The organism is Arthrobacter sp. B0427-1-12 (assembly GCF_059092905.1).
In genome coordinates, this window is the sequence record NZ_JBNHIC010000002.1 from 238,708 (window position 1) to 257,034 (window position 18,327).

An 18,327-nucleotide genomic window follows, 5' to 3' on the forward strand; every position below is an offset into this window, starting at 1 on the left:
TGTGGCCATTTTTACGGATCCCATCAAGGACCATGCCAATTTCGGCCCGGGGGATGCGGAATGGCTGCACCTGCTGGTCGGCGACTGGCAGCTGGTAGCGGATCTGGCCTTCGCCGACCTGGCGCTGTGGTTCCCGGTGCCGGACGGCAGCTACGTCTCGCTGGCGCATGTGCGTCCATCGACGTCGCATACCGTCTTCCACAGCGATTTCGTCGGGGACCGGATCCGCGCGGACCTGCGCCCCCTGGTGGACCGGGCCTGGGAAAGCCAAACCATCGAGCGCTCCAGCGAGACGAACTGGACCACTGAGATGGCCATGCGTGTGGAGGCAGTACCGATGGTGCGCAATGGCCGCACCCTTGCGGTGGTCACGTCGCATATGGACCTTTCCAGCTCCCGCATGCCGTCACGGCTGGAACTGACCTACCGCCAGGCCGCCTACGATCTGCTGCGGATGGGCACGATGGGACTATGGCCGGACTTCGCCTCACCGACCGGCTCGCGGCGCGGAGCTCCGCGGGTAGGCGACGGGCTGTTCCGGCTCGACGTGGACGGCATCATCCAGTACGCCAGCCCCAACGCTGTCTCCGCCTATCGGCGCCTCGGCGCCGTCGAGGCCTTGGAGGGACGCTCCCTGGCCGAAATAACGACGGCGCAGCTCAAGGACCGCCGGATGGTGGACGAAACGCTGCCGTTGGTGGTCACCGGCCGCATGCCGTGGCGGACGGAGATCGAATCCCGGGGCGTGAGCCTGTCGCTGCGAGCGATTCCGCTGCGGGACGAGAAGGATCGGTTCGGCGCCCTGGTGCTGTGCCGCGACGTATCCGAACTGCGCCGGCGGGAAATGGAGTTGGTGTCCAAGGACGCCACCATCCGGGAGATCCATCATCGGGTCAAGAACAACCTCCAGACTGTCGCTGCCTTGCTGCGTATGCAGTCGCGCCGGATGGTCAGCGAGGAAGGAAAGCAGGGGCTGGAACAGGCCATGCGCCGGGTGGCCACCATCGCGCTGGTCCACGAAACCCTGTCCCAGGGACTGGCCCAGAACGTTGACTTCGATGATTTGATCGGCCGGCAGTTCCGGCTGGCTGCGGAAGTCGCGTCCCCGGCGCAGCAGGTGCGCACCGAATCGTCGGGGGAATTCGGCGAGCTGCCGAGCGAATTCGCTACTCCGCTGGCGCTGGTGATCAACGAACTGGTGACCAACGCCGTGGAGCACGGGCTATCGGACCGCAAGGGTTCCGTCTGGCTGACCGCGGATCGGACGGTGGCGGCCGATGGCGAGGAAATCCTCAAGGTCACGGTGGAGGACGACGGCGTGGGGTTGCCTGAGGCGAACCATACCGAAGGGCTGGGGCTGCAGATCGTGCGGACCCTGGTCACCAGTGAACTGGGCGGAATCATCGACTGGATGCCGCGTGAGGGCGGTGGAACAGTGGTGCAGATCGAGATGCGGCTGAATCCACACCAAATCTAGACGGCCTCCGGCCAGGGGCTCATGAAGATTCAGGGGCTCATGAGTCCGCGAGCCTTAAATACAGGAGACCGCTGCCCCGAGGGGCGGCGGTCTCCTGTGGAAGCCTGTTTAGGAGGCGCGGCGTGCCCGTGCTGCGCGTCGCTTCAGGGCGCGTCGCTCGTCTTCGCTCATGCCGCCCCAGACTCCTGCATCCTGACCGGACTCGATGGCCCACTGCAGGCAGGTATCAATTACCGGGCAGCGCCGGCAGACGCTTTTTGCTTCTTCGATCTGAAGCAAGGCCGGGCCGGTGTTCCCGACGGGGAAAAACAGCTCCGGATCCTTGTCCAGGCATGCCGCGCGGCTCCGCCAATCCATGCTGATCACTAACTCCTTTAAAGATTCCGCGGCTCGGAGAGTTCTTTGTGAAAACCTTCACTAGCGCGCTCATAGTAAAGGGGCCGCTAAATATTGGCCCCCGAATTTCTCTTTATCCAGAGTTTCATGTTAAATCTGCGCAAACAAGGGTTAACGTTTGGAATTTTGTCCAATCGGACGAGTGCTTGGTCACAGTAATTAGTGTTGCATCGCATACCGCTGGCTGCCTTCCGACTGTCTCCGGTACTGTGCCAGTGTGTCAAGACCGGAGACTTCCCCTGTTCCTGCCACCCGCCCGCCCGGCGTTGTGGCCATCGCACTGATCCTGGTGCTTGAGGCGCTGGCACTGCTGGCGGCAGCCGCCTGGTACGTCTGGGGGCTCCTGACGCAGACCCCGCTGTCCTACGGCGGCGCGGTCTTTACTCTGGTCCTGCTGGTGGTGCTTGCGGTCTGGCTTCTAGCGGTGGGGCATTTCCTGTTCCGTGGCTATCGCTGGACCCGCTCCGCAGCGCTGGTCTGGCAGCTCTTCATGGTTGCCCTCGCGGTGCCGACTTTGGCCGGAGGAATTGTTCTTCCCGGAATCCTCCTGCTGCTGCCGCCGGCGGTCGCGACCGTACTGCTGTTCAGCAAGCCGGTGGTCGCCTACACCAGCCGCCTGGCCAAGAGTTCCGGGGCCATCTGAGTCCGCACACTAGGCCGTGGCGTCCGCCGGTGTTACCAGCGCCGTCTGGAGCTCGGTGACCTGCCCTGCCTGTACCAGGAACGCGCGGCCGGGTCCGCAGCGGTAGTCCACTTCCAGCCGGATCCCCAGGAAATCGCCGTCAGCGGGCTGCCCGGGCGCCAGGATGATTCCATGTCCGGCCGAGCGCGCCTGCATCGACAGCGGCACCCGGGACATCAGTGTGGGACCCGGGACTGCAGCAAAGACGACGGCGGCGCCCTGGGCATGCAGGCTGCCCAGCTGCTGCTGCACATCCTGAGGCAACCGGTCGGCGTCGTCGACCAGCAGCAGCGTCCGCCCCAGGCCGGTACCGGACAGCGGCCGGCTCGACGCCGGGACCGAGTTCCAGTAGGCCCGGGGATCCTCGCCGTGGGCGGGCATCAGGACAGGCACGTCAGCCGGGGCCGAAGCCTGGACGAGGCGCAGGAAGTTCGTCCGGCCGGAGCCGGCTCCGCCGAGGACGGGGAAGACCATACCCGGCTGCAGCCGAAGCCAGCAGGTGCCGGGTTCGTCCCCGGACACACCGACGGGTACGTCCAGGAGGCCTGAGGCGGAGTCCGGGGCCGTGTCCGGCCGTTCCGGCACGAGTTCGCTGCGGTGGATGATCTGGGGCAGCGGCCGGATCCTGAACGGCTGGAGCTCCGATGCCCGGACGCCGGACAGCAGGGAAACTGCGTCGTCCATCGAAGGATCATCCGGAGGCGCGGCGGGGCCGGGGGGTTCCAGGAGCTGGGCGACGCAGCCCGCGTCCGTGCCGATCCGGCCCTGTACCAGGGCCCTGCCGGGAATGCGGTCCATGGGCGGAAGTTTGGGCCAGGCTATCAACGACTCGGGGCTGCAGCCGGCGGGGAGGAAGATCCGGTTCGGAATCTGCGCAAAGAAACGGCCCGCGAGCAGCTCCCTGTCGCCGCTGATCAGCAGCGTGATGCCTGCGCCCGCGCCGTCCCGGGTGATGTCCAGGAGGACTTCCTCGGCCCAGGCCCAGCGGCTTGAGCGGATGGCCGTTATCCACCGTCCCCACCCGGAAACCACCACCGCCCGCTGCGCCGCATGGTTATCCCCGCCGGCCAGTCGCTCCATGACCTCCTCACCTAGCCGGCGGAGGATCTGCACGGCCAGTTTGAGTTCGTGGGCTGCCGCATAGGCGCCGACGTTCGGCTGGCCTGCAAACTGCTTCAGCTGGCCGTCGCCGTCCAGAATATAGAAATGGTGGCTGCCGGAGGCCCGGATGAGCCCCCTGATCCCGAGCCGCAGCACGCCCGCCGGCCCGGCTCCGGTTCCGAGTACGGCCAGATGCGCATCACGGGCGGGCAACCAGCGCAGGATCCGCTGCTCCTGGCGGTCGGGCAGGTCCAGCAGGCCGAGGACGACGCCGTCCACGTCCTTCCCGTCCACCTCCGTCCCGTCCCCGATGCTTCCGTCCCAGATCCCGGCTTTCTCCGGCAGCGCCGGAAGGGTCGCCGGCAGCGGGTCGAGCAGCGGACGATGCCGTTCCCCGTTTCCCGGCCGGCTTGCCTGCTCGCAGGCCATCCCGATGGCGGAGATGAGCCTCGGAATGTACGACGGCGGCTGGCCGGCATGGCGCCCCCGGCACCCCGCGGGAGATCCGCCGGAGGCCTTCGAGGCTGTCCCCGGCAGCAGGTAGTCGTCCAGCGGCATGACTGCCGCGCCCCTTCCGGCCGTACCTTCCGGGCACAGGCCTGCCGATGCCGACTGGAACTCCGTGGCAGGCAGGCTGCCGGTTTTCAAGTAGGCCCGTCCCGGCGCGTCGAGCCGGATGGCCGCTGCGTCCGGGCCGCCAATCACGTCATGGGACTCCATGGTGCTCTGCACCCGCAGGGCGATCGAGGTGGTGACATTGGCCCTGATGTCGGCCGAGACCGCGCCTTGGGGCCGCTGGGTCGCGAGCACCAGGTGGATGCCCAGCGACCGTCCCAGTGCGGCGATGCGCATCAGCTCGGACATGGCCTCTGGGACCTCTTCGGTCAGCATGCGGAATTCATCGATGACGACCACCAGGCGCGGAACACCGGGAGCAGCCGCCGAACCGCCGCGGTAGGAATCGAGGTCCGAGGCTCCTGCGGCCGCGAACAGCCGCTCGCGGCGACGCACTTCGGCCCGCAGGGAGATGAGCGCCCTGCTGACATTCTCGGCCGACAGGTCGGTCAGCAGGCCGGCGGCGTGGGGGAGCGGCCCCAGCACGCCCAGGCCGGAGCCGCCCTTGAAGTCGACCAGCAGGAAGCTGACCTGATCCGGCGGATGACTCAGGGCCAGCCCGAGGACCAACGAGCGCAGCAGTTCGGACTTTCCTGATCCTGTGGTCCCGGCGACCAGCACATGCGGTCCGTCCGCGACCAGATCCAGGCGCTGGCTGCCGCCGGCAGCGGACCGGCACCTGGCCCAGGCCTGGCGAACCGCTTCCGGGTCCGCGGGCGAAACGTCAGCCAGCGGAACGGCCGCCGGGATGGTGTGCCTGCCGCCGCCGGCGGCAGCCGGACCGGCTGCGCCTGCCGCGGCGCCCGGTGCAGCAGGCCCCCCCTGCCTGATCCGCAGAATCGCAGGGGCAGCGGTGCGCGCGAAACGGTCGAAAGACCCGGGTCCCATGAGGTCGGGAGCGAAGGGTGTCTCCTGTCCGCCCGTGCAGAACACCGGATCAGCAGCCGCCAGCCGGATCCGGAAGTCCATTTCCCCGGCACCGGGATTCGGCCCAAACCACAGCACGCGGACGCTTTCCGGGTCCGCCGCTGCGAGCGCGGCCGCCGCCTCCCGGAACTTGCCCAGCACCAGCACAACGGTGAACCCGCCGGTCACCAGCAGCGGCAGGGCCGCGGGATCGCGGCACAATTCCACGCCTGTAATGAACCGCGCGGCGGACGGCAGATCGCCGGCGCCAAAACAGACCACGCGCCACGGGCCGACAGCGGCGGCCGCAGCGGCTGCGCATTGAACGAGGAACGCCCTGGCGAGGCCCGCAACCGCCGTCCTCGGACCGTCCACGGCCACCGGCCGGACCGACGAGAGGTCCACCGTTGCGGGTGTCCCGTGCAGCGCGGGCGGCTCCCAGCCGGGCCGTCCGGGACGGACCACGACGTTGGCAGGCAGGTCCGCGGTGCCGAACCGAAGCCGCAGCGGCGGCGTTGCTCCTGCATTGACGCGGTCTGCGGCGCCGCCCGCCGGCGATGCCGCGGCCGCCTGGGGTGTCCCGGGCTGAATTGTCTGTGGCGGGGCCGGGGGCCAGTCCCGGCCGCCGATAACCGGCTGCGCTGCAGGAACCACAGGGCGATCCCGGAGAGTTCGGGAGCCGCCGCGTGCCGCCGTCGTTGGTCTGCTTCCGCGGCCTGCGACACGGCCGAATTGAACAGACGGCGCCGCTTGGCACCGGACACCAAGGGTACGACGGCGGTGACCGCCGACAGCGCGCTGAAGGCGAGGAAGAACCACATACCGGTGAACAAAGCCAGGGCGATGCCGAGCACCAGCGGCAGCAAGGCAGTGACCAGGTACAGCCGGCTCCGTTCCACCGGCGCGGGCTTGTCCACTGTCAGCGGCTCGCCCAGTCCGCCGTCGGCCCCGGGCCCCGGCACAGGGTGTGTGCCAAGCCGGAGGCGGCAGTCGCTGCGGCCGAGCCGCATGACCGAGTCCGTGCTGATCTCTGCCGAAGCGACGCAGGCCCCGTCCACCCAGGTGCCGTTGGCTGACTCCTCGTCGGTCAGCGTGATCCGGTCTGGTGCAACGGTCAGCGTGGCAGGCCCGCGCGAGAGCTCCGGATCGTTGATGTTGATCCGGCAACCGGACCGGCCGATGGTGTAGGTGCCGCGGGAGAGCATCATCAGCTGGCCGGCGTCCGGTCCGGTGTCGACGGTGAACAGCAGGGCCGGAACTGTGGCAGGTTCGCCGGCTTCCGGCCGGGGCCCGGTGGCTGCCCGGGCTCCGGATGCCACCACGACGGCGCCGGGCTGGAGCGGGTACGTGAAGGGAACCAGGGAGGCAAGCGGCCGACCGGCTACGGTGCAGTCCTCGGCGCCGAATGTCTCCGCCAGCGCCTGTCCGAGTTCGGCGCCGGTGCGCACCCGCTCCGTGTCGACCACGATTTCGGTAGTCGTTGCATCGCGGATGCTGCCCAGCCGGTCATCGGGTTGTGGGCCGCGGGCCAGTGTTAGGTGCAGGGGCATGTGCGGTGCTTCCTCCTGAGCGTTCACTGCGAGGCTAAACGAAGCATCGGCCCTCCTGCCGCGCCGAAGCGACGATTGTGGATAACCCCGCCGCCCGGGCAGTCATGCTGTGCACACCGGGCGGCAGGCTTGTCGTTGCTGGTCTCCGCGGACGTCCCCGGTAAACTTGGCGGTTCGCCAAAGAGTAGGAATTGCAGTGGCCGGGAACTTCCCCGAAACGATAGTGCGCCCCAGGGCAGCCCTGCCGGGAAATTCAGCCGGATCAGGCTACCGTCCCGAAGTTCAAGGCCTTCGGGCACTGGCTGTCATCATGGTGGTCTGCTACCACGTCTGGTTTGGGCGGGTTTCGGGCGGGGTCGACGTCTTCCTGCTTATTTCGGCGTTCCTGCTGACTCTGTCGTTCGTCCGAAAGGCCGAACGGGGAGAGCCTTTGCAGTTGGTGAAGTACTGGGTGCATCTGTTCAAGAGACTGCTGCCGGCGGTCGCGGTCGTTCTGGTCGGTACCTTGGCGGCGGCGGCGCTGTTCGTGCCTGCGCTCCGGTGGGAGGAAATCCTGACCCAGACGTGGGCCTCCCTGTTCTATGTCGAGAACTGGGTGCTGGCCGCCAACTCGGTCGATTACTACGCCTCGGACGATAGTATGGCCAGTCCGCTGCAGCATTTCTGGTCGCTGTCGGTCCAGGGACAGGTCTTCATTCTCTGGCCCCTGCTCTTCGCCGCCGGCGGCCTGGTGGCCAGGGCCGCCCGGCTGCGGTACCGGCGGTTGATGATGCTGATCTTCGGGCTGGTCTTCCTGGCGTCGCTGGTGTTCTCGATCATTGAGACATCGACCAACCAGGGTTACGCCTATTTCGATACCCGCGCCAGGCTGTGGGAATTCGCGCTCGGCTCGCTGCTCGCGCTGGCGCTTCCCCGGCTTCGCTTGGGCAGCGGCACGCGGGCGATCATGGCATGGATCGGCCTCGCGGCTATGCTGACCGGTGGGTTCCTGCTGGATGTGCAGGGCCAGTTCCCGGGCTTCGTCGCCCTGTGGCCGACATTGGCTGCGGCGCTGATCATCATTGCGGGCCGGACCGGGAAGCCCTGGGCCGTTGACCGTTTCCTGTCGTGGCGTCCCCTTGTGCGGATGGGCGATATTTCCTACGCGCTCTACCTTTGGCACTGGCCGGTGCTCGTGATTTACCTGATTTTCACGGACCAGCAGAGCGCGGGGCCGCTGGACGGGTTGCTGGTGATCGCCGTGTCCGTGGTCCTGGCCGGGCGGACGACCGTCCTCGTCGAGCGCCCGATCAGGCAAGCCCGCTGGTTCGAGAAACGACGGCGGCGGGCGGTGGTGGCGATTGCCGCCTGCCTGACGCTGGTGGCAGTTCCGACGGCGGCGTGGCAGCTGGGGCTGCACTGGCAGCAGGAGCGGGTGCTAGCGGATGCGGACCGGAACAACCCGGGCGCCGCCGCGATGCTGATGCCGCACGATGCCTGGCGCGGCGGAGTCGACGGGCGGATCATCCCGGCGGTGTCGACCATCCACAGCGACTGGGTCCGGATGTCCGGGCCGTGCAAGGACGGACTGGAACCCGGATCGCGCAGCCTCAAGGCAGCCTGCCAGCAGAACTATGTCGAAGGATCCGCGGGCAGGACCGTCGTCATTGTCGGCGATTCGCACGCCCAGCAGTGGGCCGCGGCCATGGGCAGCGTCGCCAGGGAACGGAACTGGGAACTGGCCACGGTGCTCAAGGGCGGTTGTAAATTCGCGGCGCCGGGCTTCGGCCAGGACGAAGCGTGCGATCGGTTCAATGAGGACGTCATCGACTACCTGCTGAAGAAGAAGCCCGACGCGGTCTTCAGCGTGGCCACCGCGGCAACCGCGTCGAGTGCCCAGGACCATGTGACACCCGGCTACGTCGATGCTGCGGCGGCCCTGACTGAAGCGGGGATCGAGGTCGTCGGCGTCCGCGACAACCCACGGTTCGGCTTCGACATGCTCGCCTGCGTGGTCGAACAGGGGCAGGACGCGCCGGCCTGCGCGCCGCCGCGGGAGCAGTCCCTCAATGCCACTCCGCCGTTTGACGAAATCCGGCAGGGTGTACCGGGGATCCATTTGCTGGATCTGACCGACCTGTTGTGTACGCCCGACGCCTGCCTGGGCGTGGCCGGAAACCGCTACATTTACATGGACGGCCACCACTTGACGAAGACCTATGTCGAAAGCATGGCGCCGGAATTCGAACGCCGGCTGCTGGAAACCACCGGCTGGAGCTAGGTGTCCGCCGACGCCGCCCGGCGCCCGGCGAAATACCGGGTTCATCTTGTTTCTCGGGTACCCTTGACACGCGGGCCCCCGCCTGAAACGTCCGCGCCCAAACAACACAGGAGAGTTTGTGAACGCTGATCTCGTCGTCGTTGGTTCCGGATTTTTCGGCCTGACCATAGCTGAACGGGCCGCCACGGAACTGGGCTTGAAAGTCGCTGTTCTGGACCGCCGCCACCACATCGGGGGCAATGCGTACAGCGAAAACGAAGCACAGACAGGGATCGAGGTCCACCGGTACGGTGCGCACCTCTTCCACACCTCCAACGACCGGGTCTGGGACTACGTCAACCGGTTCACCCAGTTCACCAACTACGTGCACAAGGTCTACACCAGCCACAAGGGCGAGGTGTACCCCATGCCGATCAACCTGGGTACCATCAACCAGTTCTTCCGGGCGTCCTACAGCCCGGCGGAGGCGAAGGCGCTGATCCAGGAACAGGCCGGAGAGCTGGCGGGCACGGATCCGGAGAACCTCAATGACAAGGGCATCCAGCTGATCGGCCGCCCGCTCTACGAGGCGTTCATCAAGTACTACACCGGCAAGCAGTGGCAGACCGATCCCAAGGACCTGCCGGCGTCGATCATTTCCCGGCTTCCCGTGCGGTACACCTACGACAACCGGTACTTCAATGACAAGTACGAAGGGCTGCCGGTGGATGGCTACACCGCCTGGATCGAGCGCATGGCGGACCATCCGAACATCACGGTGGCGCTGAAGACCGACTTCTTCGACGACGGCCACGAGTTTTCGCGTTCGACGACGCTGGGCCAGGTCCCGGTGGTCTACACCGGCCCGGTGGACCGCTACTTCGACTATGCCGAGGGCGACCTTTCCTGGCGGACCATCGATCTGGAGGAGGAGGTCCTGCCGATCGAGGACTTCCAGGGCACCTCGGTGATGAACTACCCGGACGAGGACGTACCCTTCACCCGCATCCACGAATTCCGCCACTTCCATCCGGAGCGGGACTACACCAAGGATGCGACCGTGATCATGCGGGAGTACTCCCGCTTCGCCGAGAAGGGCGACGAGCCCTACTACCCGGTCAACACGGCCGAGGACCGGGCCAAGCTGCTGGCCTACCGCGACCTGGCCAAGGGCGAACAGTCCGTCCTCTTCGGCGGCCGGCTCGGAACCTATAAGTACCTCGACATGCACATGGCCATCGGCTCGGCCCTGGCGATGTTCGACAACAAGATCAAGCCGCACTTCACCGGCGGCGCGAAGCTGGAAAGCGGAGGAGTGGCTGAATGAGCACCGCTACGGAAATGGCCGAAACGAACCGGATTTCCCTGACATCCGTGCGCCCCAACGATGCCGACAGCGCGGGCGAGGGGCTGCGGATCGTCCAGCGGGTTGTCCTTCCGGCCAACCGCGACCTGGACACCCTGCCGCTGTACATCGATCCGGACACCGGCCGGACCCACACGAGCGGACGCCGGGGGGACGGACCGGATACCGTCGTCGGAGCCGGAAACCAGTTGCACCCGGAGGACATCCTCGGGCGGACCTCGGTGCGCGTCCGTTCCGGCGAGCGTCTGTCCTTCGGCTCGTATTTCAATGCCTTCCCCGCCAGCTACTGGCGGAAGTGGACGACGGCGTCGAAGGTCGTCCTGAAAGTCGACACCGAAGGTGACGGGACGCTCGTTGTCTACCGTTCCAACGCGCGGGGGATTGCGCAGCGGGTCGATTCCACCCGCGTGGCCGGTTCGGCGTCGAACGAATACGAGCTGACCCTGGCGCCCTTCGGCGACGGCGGCTGGTACTGGTTCGACCTCATCGCCGACGAAGCCGGCATGAAGCTGGACCGTGCCTACTGGGCTGTTCCCGAGGAGGGGACCACGCGCGGCACGGTGACGCTGGGCGTCACGACCTTCAACCGTCCGGACTACTGCCTGAACACCATCCGGGCGATCGCTGCCGACGATCAGGTGCGCGGCATCCTGGATGAACTGATCATCGTCGACCAGGGCAACCAGAAGGTCACGGACGAAGACGGATTCGAGGCCACGGCGGCGGACATGGGTGCGCAGCTGCGGATCATCAACCAGGGCAACCTGGGCGGTTCCGGCGGCTTTGCCCGCAACATGTACGAAACGGTAGCCGCTGACAAAAGCGACTATGTCATGCTGCTCGATGACGACATCATCGTCGAGACCGAAGGCATCCTGCGCGCGGTGGCGTTCGCGGACATGTGCCGCCGCCCGACGATCGTCGGCGGCCATATGTTCGATATGTACAACAAATCCGTCCTGAATGCGTTCTCGGAGACGGTCAACCCGTACCGCTTCCTCTGGGGGCCGATCGAAGGACTGGGCAACCACGACTTCTCCATTGAGAGCCTCCGGTCCACGCCCATCCTGCACCGGAGGTGGGACGCGGACTACAACGGCTGGTGGATGTGCCTGATTCCGGTCAAGGTCATAAAGGAGATCGGCCTGTCGCTGCCGGTCTTCATCAAGTGGGACGATGCCGAGTATTCGCTGCGGGCCAAGGCGGCGGGCTTCCCGACGGTCACGCTGCCCGGGGCGGCCGTATGGCATGTGTCCTGGGCGGACAAGGATGACTCGGTCGACTGGCAGGCGTACTACCATGAGCGCAACCGCCTGATCGCAGCGCTGCTGCACTCGCCGTATGCCAAGGGCGGACGCATCTTCCGCGAGAGCCTCAACGCCGATGTCAAGCACCTGGTCTCGATGCAGTATTACCCCGAGCAGGCGCGCCTGATGGCGCTGCGCGACATTCTCAAGGGGCCGGAGCACCTGCATGAGTCCCTGCCGACCATGATGCCGCAGCTGCGCGCGATGCGGGGAGAGTTCCGGGATTCCCAGGTGGCCACGGATCCGGGCGCGTTCCCGGAGCCTTTCCGCAGGAAGCCCCCGAAGCGGCCGCTCAATACCGGGATGCCGTCGGTCAGCAAGCTCCTGCCGTGGGCCGCCAAGACCATCCTGAACCAGACGGTGCGGCCGGTGCGTGCGGAGGCCAGGGAACATCCTGAGGCGCATGTGGCGCACCAGGACGGCAAGTGGTGGTTCCTGTCGAAGTTCGACAGCGCCGTGGTCTCCAACGCCGACGGTACCGGTGCATCGTGGTACATCCGGGACCCCCGGACTGCCCGGCGGATGTTCGGTGAAACCGCAGCTGCCCATGGACGCCTCTTCTCGCAGTGGGAGTCGCTGCGGGAGCGGTACCGCAAGGCTCTGCCGGAGATCACCTCGATGGAAGCATGGAAGCGTACCTTCGACCAGAATTCTCCGGAAGGGAGTAAATGAGTTCCAAGGATTCCGGTCTCATCACTCCGGGACTTGGCGGCGGGATGCGCGAAGTGCTGCGCCAGCGCTTCCTGCTCAAGCTCCTTGTCCGCAAGGAACTGAAGGTCCGCTACCGCGGTTCCATCCTTGGCCTGCTGTGGTCCTATGTGAAACCCGGCGTGCAATTTGTGGTGTTCTACTTTGCCTTGGGGGTTTTCCTCCAGCTGGAGCGGGGGACCGAGAACTATGCCATCTACCTCTTTTCGGGCATTATCCTCATCAACTTCTTCAGTGAAGCCCTGGGCAATGCGGCACGCTCGATCGTCGGCAACGGCGGTCTGATCAAGAAGATCTACCTGCCGCGGGAATTGTTTCCGGTCGCCTCGGTCTGGGTTTCCGGCGTGCATTTCCTGCCGCAGCTGGTGGTGCTGATCGTCGCCTGCCTGTTCAGCGGCTGGCGCCCCTCGGTGATCCAGTTGGCGGCCGCCGTCCTGGCCTTCCTGCTGGTGGCCCTGTTCGCGACCGGGCTTGGACTCTTCTTCGGTGCCGTGAACGTGTTCTTCCGGGACTCGGAAAACATTGTGGACCTCATGCTGATGGTGGCCACGTGGGCATCGCCGGTGCTGTACTTCTGGACGATGGTCCGGGACACGCTGGGGGAGGGTTTCTGGTTTGGCTATATGTTCAATCCGCTGACCATCGCGGTCGAGGTCTTCCACCACGCGTTCTGGCTTCCGACGACGGCCGGTACGGCCCCGATGCCGCCGGACCTTTTCTCGCACTGGCTTCCGCTGGGGCTGGCCATCGCCCTGGCCACGGTGATCATCGGGCAATTCACTTTCCGGCGGCTGGAAGGCCGCTTTGCACAGGAGCTGTAGCAGTGGTGACCGCGATCAAGGTGCAGAACATCCAGAAGCAGTTCGTGCTTCGCCATACCCGCTCCATGAAGGAAGCCTTCGTGTGGCTGGTCAAGGGGCGAAGGGGCGACCTTTCGGAGAAGTTCCATGCACTGCAGGATGTATCCCTTGAGGTCCAGCAGGGGGAGACGGTTGCCCTGCTCGGCCTCAACGGGTCGGGCAAGTCCACGCTTCTCAAGCACATTTCCGGTGTCATGCTGCCGGACAGCGGATCCGTGCAGACCCGCGGCCGGGTTGCCGGACTGATCGAAGTCGGAGCCGGCTTCCACCATGACCTGACCGGCCGTGACAACGTCTACCTGAACGGCGCCATCCTGGGCATGACCGAGGAGCAAATCAACGAACGCTTCGACAGCATCGTCGAGTTCTCCGAGATCGGGCAGTTCATTGATACCGAGGTCAAATTCTATTCCTCCGGCATGTACCTGCGGCTGGCGTTTTCGGTGGCAGTGCATACCGATCCGGAGGTCTTCCTGGTGGATGAGATCCTGGCCGTCGGCGACGAACCGTTCCAAAAGAAGTGCCTTGCCAAGATCAAGGAACTTGCCGCTGCGGGCAAGACCCTCGTGGTCGTCAGCCACGACCTGGATCTCGTCTCGCAGATCTGCGACCGGGGTGTCCTGCTCAACCACGGCCACGTGGTCTTCGACGGCCCTGTGAAGGACGCGGTCAAGCGCCTGCGCGCAGGCTGACAGCTACGCTGCCTCGGCGTTGCGGCCACCGACGATCCGCCGTCGTTCTGTACGATGACTAGGGGCTTCGTACGATTGTGGCACAGGCGGTGCCGCGCGGGAAGCGTTCGCTGGTGAGGTTTTGAGGAAGGTTCTGTGTCCTGGTCGTCTGTAGTCCCGCTGTTCGTGCTGACATCCCTGATATTCATGGTGCCGGGGGCGCTTGTGGCCTGGGCCGCCAGAGCACGGGGATTCCTTCTCGTGGCGTCGGCGCCTGCCTTGACCGTCAGCCTGGCTTCCGTGGCCGCCATACTGGCACCTCTGGCCGGCCTTGAATGGTCTGTTGCCATCGTCGTCGGAATGGCGGTGCTGGCAGCTGCTGTAGCATTCGCTATTTCGCGCGCCGCCCACCGGCGCAGCGCCCACCGGCTCAGCGCGCGCAGATCAGCCGGTGCGGTTCCTGCCGCCACACCATCCTGGGGCCTGACGCTGGCGCTGGCGGCCGCCGTCGTTATCAGTGCGGTGCTGATCGGCCGGCGGCTGATCTTTGTTTTCGGCAATCCGGAAGCGATTTCACAGACCTTCGACAACGTCTTCCACCTCAATGCGGTCCGGTACATCCTCGAGACCGGTACCGGATCAACCTTTGATCTGGGCCAGATGGCCGGCAATGATTACTACCCGGCCGCGTGGCATGACATGGTCGCCCTGGTGGCGCAGGCAGGCGCCGCGTCGGTGCCGGTTTCGGTCAATGTCACGAATCTGTTCATCGGTGCCGTTGCCTGGCCCCTGGGCTGTATCCTCCTGGTCCAGCAGCTTTTCGGCAGGAAACCGTTGCCGATCCTGGCCGCCGGCGTGCTCTCCGCCGCGTTCGGTGTGTTCCCGATCCTGATGGTGGACTTCGGTGTCCTGTACCCGAACCTGCTTTCGATCGCCCTCCTCCCTGCCGTGCTGGCCCTGGCACTCAACGCCATGGGGATGGGGGCTGCTCCGCAGCTGCCGCCACTGGTCCGTTGGCTGCTGCTGATCGTGGCCAGTGCCGGCATGACCCTGGCACACCCGAGTTCGACGATGGCCCTGCTGGCGCTGCTCCTGCCAGCGGGCCTGGTGCTTTACGGCCGGGGAATGCGGTCAAGCCTGGCAGCGGGCACCCACTCTCCGAGGAACGCCGTGCTCTACACTGTGGCGCTGCTGGCCAGCCTGACGTTGCTTGTTATCGCCTGGATTTACATCAGGCCCATCGAGGAAGCTTCGACTTGGCGGCCCATCCAAACCAACGGCCGCGCGATCGGTGAAGTTATCACCGGATCGCCGCTGAGCCGGCCCCTGACCTGGCTGGTGGCCATCCTGATCGTGGCCGGCATCGGTTACCTGGCCTCCAGGCGGGGGCAGCGCTGGATTCTGGGCATGTTCGCAATCCTCGCGGCGCTGTATGTCGTGGTTTCGTCCTTCCCCTTCGGTGACTTCCGCACAGCCATTACCGGCGTCTGGTACAACGACACGCCCCGGCTCGCCGCCCTGCTGCCGGTTATGGCGGTTCCGGTGGCCACCGCCGGAACCGTCTGGATTGTTGAAACGGTGCGCGCCAAGTGGCTAGGTGCGCTGGAACGGCGGGGCCGGCTGGAGGCGGTCCAAAATTCCGGCCTGCCCCAGGTCGCCTCGGTCGCGGGATTGGCACTCGTCGTCGTCCTGCTGGCCTATGGCACGCAGCAGGACAATATCCAGGAGGCCGCAAGGGCAGGCCATGCCAACTACGTCATGGACGAGGACTCGCCACTGATCTCCCCGGATGAGATGGAGCTCCTGGAGCGCGTGGACGAACATGTTCCCGAAGACGAGGTCATTGCGGGCAACCCCTGGACGGGGACGTCCCTGGCCTATGCAGTAGCGGGGCGGGAGACCATCGACCCTCACATCCTCAATGAGATCTCCGACGACGCCGATGTTGTCTACAACCACCTGAACGAGGCGGACACTGATCCGGAAGTCTGCACCGCCGTGGACAATCTCGGCGTGGGGTACGTTCTCGATTTCGAAGGCCCGGAGATCCACGGCCACGATCACGGCTACGTTGGACTGGACAACCTGGTCCGGTCCGGTGTGGCGCGGCTCGTTGACCGCGAGGGAAAGGCCAGCTTGTACGAGCTGACCGTTTGCAACTAGCAATTCCACACCCAACCTGTACTGAAGGAGACTTTCCGTGAACATTGTCCTGACCGGCGGCAACGGATTCCTCGGATGGCACACCCGGGTGCTGGCCCACAGCCTCGGGTACCAGACGGCGAGCATCGGCCTGGGGGAGAGGTACGACGGCGGCAGCGCGGCTGCCGCACTCAGCACGGCCGACGTCGTGCTCCACATCGCAGGCGTCAACCGCGGAAGCGACGAGGAGGTCACCGCAGGGAACAGCACCTTCGCGCGGCAGTTGGTTGAGGCGGTGGATGCTGCCGCGAGCAAGCCGCGGCGGCTGGTGTATGCGAATTCCATCCAGGCCGGCAACGGATCCCTCTACGGCACTGCCAAGGAGGAAGCAGGCAGGTTCCTGGCGGAGGCCGCCCGCGACCGGGGCATCGAGTTCGTCAACATCCTGCTGCCGAACCTTTTCGGCGAGCATGGCGTCCCCGAGTACAACTCCGTGATTGCCACCTTCTGCCACCGCCTTGCCCACGGCGAGGCGCTGTCGGTGGACTCGGACAAGGAACTGACCTTGCTCCATGCCCAGCAGGCTGCGGAACTGCTGCTCGGCGTCAGGCCCGTGCAGGATCTTGAGTCTCTGACGACCACGCGGACAGTAACGCAAATCGCGGAGCAGTTGACGGGAATCGGCCGGACGTATGCTGATGGAACAATTCCGGAAATTTCCAGCGGATTCGACCGGGATTTGTTTAATACCTACCGCTCTTTTCTCGTTGGACCTGAACTTCCCATTTCGCTGGAACGGAAAAGCGATTCCCGCGGATCATTCTTCGAGGTTATTCGAAGCCAGGGCGGCCAGGGGCAGTCGTCGTTTTCCACGACGGTTCCAGGAATCACCCGGGGCCAGCATTACCATCGGCGCAAAATCGAGAGGTTTACGGTCCTGGCCGGTACCGGTGAAATTGCCATGCGACGGATGTTCAGCGACGAAGTCCTGAGATTCACGGTGTCCGGTGACCAGCCCGTTGCCATCGATATGCCGACTATGTGGTCCCACAACATCACAAATACCGGATCCGATATGCTTTACACGATGTTCTGGATCAGCGAAATTTTTGATCCCGCAGCCCCTGACACCATCCCGGAGGATGTATGACCAACAGCGCCCGCAAACTAAAAGTAATGACCATCGTTGGGACACGTCCGGAGATTATCCGCCTGGCGCCGACCATGCGGCGGCTGGATAAGTATGCGGACCATGTGCTGGTGCATACTGGCCAGAATTATGACTATGAACTGAATGAGGTCTTTTTCGAAGACCTGGGCCTGCGCAAGCCGGACCACTTCCTGGCCGCCGACACCAAGTCCCTGGGCTCGGTTCTGGGGTCGATCCTGGAGAAGACCGAAGCGATTCTGCTGGAGGAGAAGCCGGACGCGATGCTGGTGCTGGGTGATACGAACAGCTGCATTTCGGCGTTGATGGCACGCCGTCTCAAGGTTCCCGTCTACCACATGGAAGCCGGCAACCGCTGCTTCGACGAGAACGTTCCCGAAGAGGTCAACCGCCGCCTGGTGGACCACGTGGCCGACTACAACCTTGTCTACACGGAGCACGCGCGCAGGAACCTGCTGGCTGAAGGGATACACCCGTCCCGGATCCTGCTCACCGGCTCTCCGATGGCCGAAGTCCTTGAGGCCAATTCCAAGGCCATTGCTGACAGCGATGTGCTGCAGCGGGAAGGCTTGGAGCCGCGCAAGTACTTCCTGGTCAGCGTTCACCGTGAAGAAAACGTGGACAATCCGGAACGCCTGGCCCAGGTCCTGAGGGCGCTGCAGGACGTCGCGAAGACCTATAGGCTGCCGATTTTCATTTCGACGCATCCGCGCACCCGGAAGCGGCTTGAGAACCAGCCGGAGGAGCTGAAGGAAGGGCTCATTTTCCACCCCCCGTTCGGCTTCAACGACTACGTGAAACTGCAGCAGGAAGCAAAGCTTGTCCTGTCGGACAGCGGCACGATCAGTGAAGAGTCGTCGCTGCTCTGCTTCCCCGCAGTGACGCTTCGTGACGCCATCGAGCGGCCGGAGGCCATGGACACCGGTGCCATCATTACCACTGGCGTGGACAGCGAGGCTATCGTGGATGCCATTGATATGGTGCTGACGCAGTTTGAAGCGGATGGTGAAGTGACCGTGCCGGAGGACTACCGGATCTTGGACACCTCGCGGCGGACCGTGAACTTCATCCGTTCCACCTCCCACAGCCACCACCGGAGGGCAGGAATCCGCGTCCGCGCGATCTGATCAGCTGCCAAG

At 65.2% G+C, this 18,327-nt stretch carries 13 protein-coding genes; 10 read left to right on the top strand and 3 right to left on the bottom strand.

Features of this window, described 5'->3' with window-relative positions:
* Nucleotide 1 precedes the first annotated feature (1 nt).
* Nucleotides 2-1,477, top strand: coding sequence for a sensor histidine kinase (locus AC5RWU_RS03295; protein ID WP_494027965.1), 1,476 nt, complete (start codon nucleotides 2-4; stop codon nucleotides 1,475-1,477).
* Between the two features lie 108 nt (nucleotides 1,478-1,585).
* Here the strand turns inward: AC5RWU_RS03295 and AC5RWU_RS03300 are convergent, their stop codons facing one another.
* The gene (locus tag AC5RWU_RS03300; protein ID WP_086994524.1) at nucleotides 1,586-1,834 is read right to left on the bottom strand and encodes a WhiB family transcriptional regulator; all 249 of its coding nucleotides are present in this window, start codon (nucleotides 1,832-1,834) and stop codon (nucleotides 1,586-1,588) included.
* 307 nt (nucleotides 1,835-2,141) lie between these two features.
* On the opposite strand from AC5RWU_RS03300, the gene AC5RWU_RS03305 reads away from it, so the two are divergent.
* Nucleotides 2,142-2,516: a hypothetical protein gene (locus AC5RWU_RS03305; protein WP_494036897.1), complete on the top strand. Its 375-nt coding sequence runs from the start codon at nucleotides 2,142-2,144 to the stop codon at nucleotides 2,514-2,516.
* 9 nt (nucleotides 2,517-2,525) lie between these two features.
* Here the strand turns inward: AC5RWU_RS03305 and AC5RWU_RS03310 are convergent, their stop codons facing one another.
* On the bottom strand, nucleotides 2,526-5,399 hold the full coding sequence (locus AC5RWU_RS03310; RefSeq protein ID WP_494036898.1) for an FtsK/SpoIIIE domain-containing protein: 2,874 nt from the start codon (nucleotides 5,397-5,399) through the stop codon (nucleotides 2,526-2,528).
* Complete coding sequence (locus AC5RWU_RS03315) at nucleotides 5,363-6,727, bottom strand: FHA domain-containing protein (RefSeq protein ID WP_494027962.1); 1,365 nt, start codon at nucleotides 6,725-6,727, stop codon at nucleotides 5,363-5,365. Before AC5RWU_RS03315 ends, AC5RWU_RS03310 begins: the two co-directional genes overlap by 37 nt.
* Before the next feature lie 196 nt (nucleotides 6,728-6,923).
* Here AC5RWU_RS03315 and AC5RWU_RS03320 point away from each other — a divergent pair, with 196 nt between their 5' ends.
* The 8 genes from AC5RWU_RS03320 (at nucleotide 6,924) to wecB (ending at nucleotide 18,315) form a co-directional block, all read left to right on the top strand.
* Complete coding sequence (locus tag AC5RWU_RS03320) at nucleotides 6,924-8,987, top strand: acyltransferase family protein (protein WP_494027961.1); 2,064 nt, start codon at nucleotides 6,924-6,926, stop codon at nucleotides 8,985-8,987.
* A gap of 118 nt (nucleotides 8,988-9,105) precedes the next feature.
* Complete coding sequence (gene glf, locus AC5RWU_RS03325) at nucleotides 9,106-10,293, top strand: UDP-galactopyranose mutase (RefSeq protein WP_494027960.1); 1,188 nt, start codon at nucleotides 9,106-9,108, stop codon at nucleotides 10,291-10,293.
* The gene (locus AC5RWU_RS03330; RefSeq protein WP_494027959.1) at nucleotides 10,290-12,311 is read left to right on the top strand and encodes a glycosyltransferase; all 2,022 of its coding nucleotides are present in this window, start codon (nucleotides 10,290-10,292) and stop codon (nucleotides 12,309-12,311) included. Before glf ends, AC5RWU_RS03330 begins: the two co-directional genes overlap by 4 nt.
* A complete protein-coding gene (locus tag AC5RWU_RS03335; RefSeq protein ID WP_494027958.1) occupies nucleotides 12,308-13,168 on the top strand; it encodes an ABC transporter permease in 861 nt (286 codons plus the stop codon). The genes AC5RWU_RS03330 and AC5RWU_RS03335 overlap by 4 nt, the downstream gene beginning before the upstream one ends.
* Nucleotides 13,169-13,170: 2 nt before the next feature.
* On the top strand, nucleotides 13,171-13,899 hold the full coding sequence (locus AC5RWU_RS03340) for an ABC transporter ATP-binding protein (protein ID WP_494027957.1): 729 nt from the start codon (nucleotides 13,171-13,173) through the stop codon (nucleotides 13,897-13,899).
* A 135-nt stretch (nucleotides 13,900-14,034) separates the two neighbouring features.
* Nucleotides 14,035-16,041, top strand: coding sequence for a DUF6541 family protein (locus AC5RWU_RS03345; RefSeq protein WP_494027956.1), 2,007 nt, complete (start codon nucleotides 14,035-14,037; stop codon nucleotides 16,039-16,041).
* A gap of 37 nt (nucleotides 16,042-16,078) precedes the next feature.
* Nucleotides 16,079-17,170 carry a polysaccharide biosynthesis C-terminal domain-containing protein gene (locus tag AC5RWU_RS03350; RefSeq protein ID WP_494027955.1) on the top strand — a complete coding sequence of 364 codons (1,092 nt, stop codon included), beginning with the start codon at nucleotides 16,079-16,081 and terminating at the stop codon, nucleotides 17,168-17,170.
* Nucleotides 17,167-18,315 carry a non-hydrolyzing UDP-N-acetylglucosamine 2-epimerase gene (gene wecB, locus AC5RWU_RS03355; RefSeq protein WP_494027954.1) on the top strand — a complete coding sequence of 383 codons (1,149 nt, stop codon included), beginning with the start codon at nucleotides 17,167-17,169 and terminating at the stop codon, nucleotides 18,313-18,315. Before AC5RWU_RS03350 ends, wecB begins: the two co-directional genes overlap by 4 nt.
* The last annotated feature ends 12 nt before the right edge of the window (nucleotides 18,316-18,327 follow it).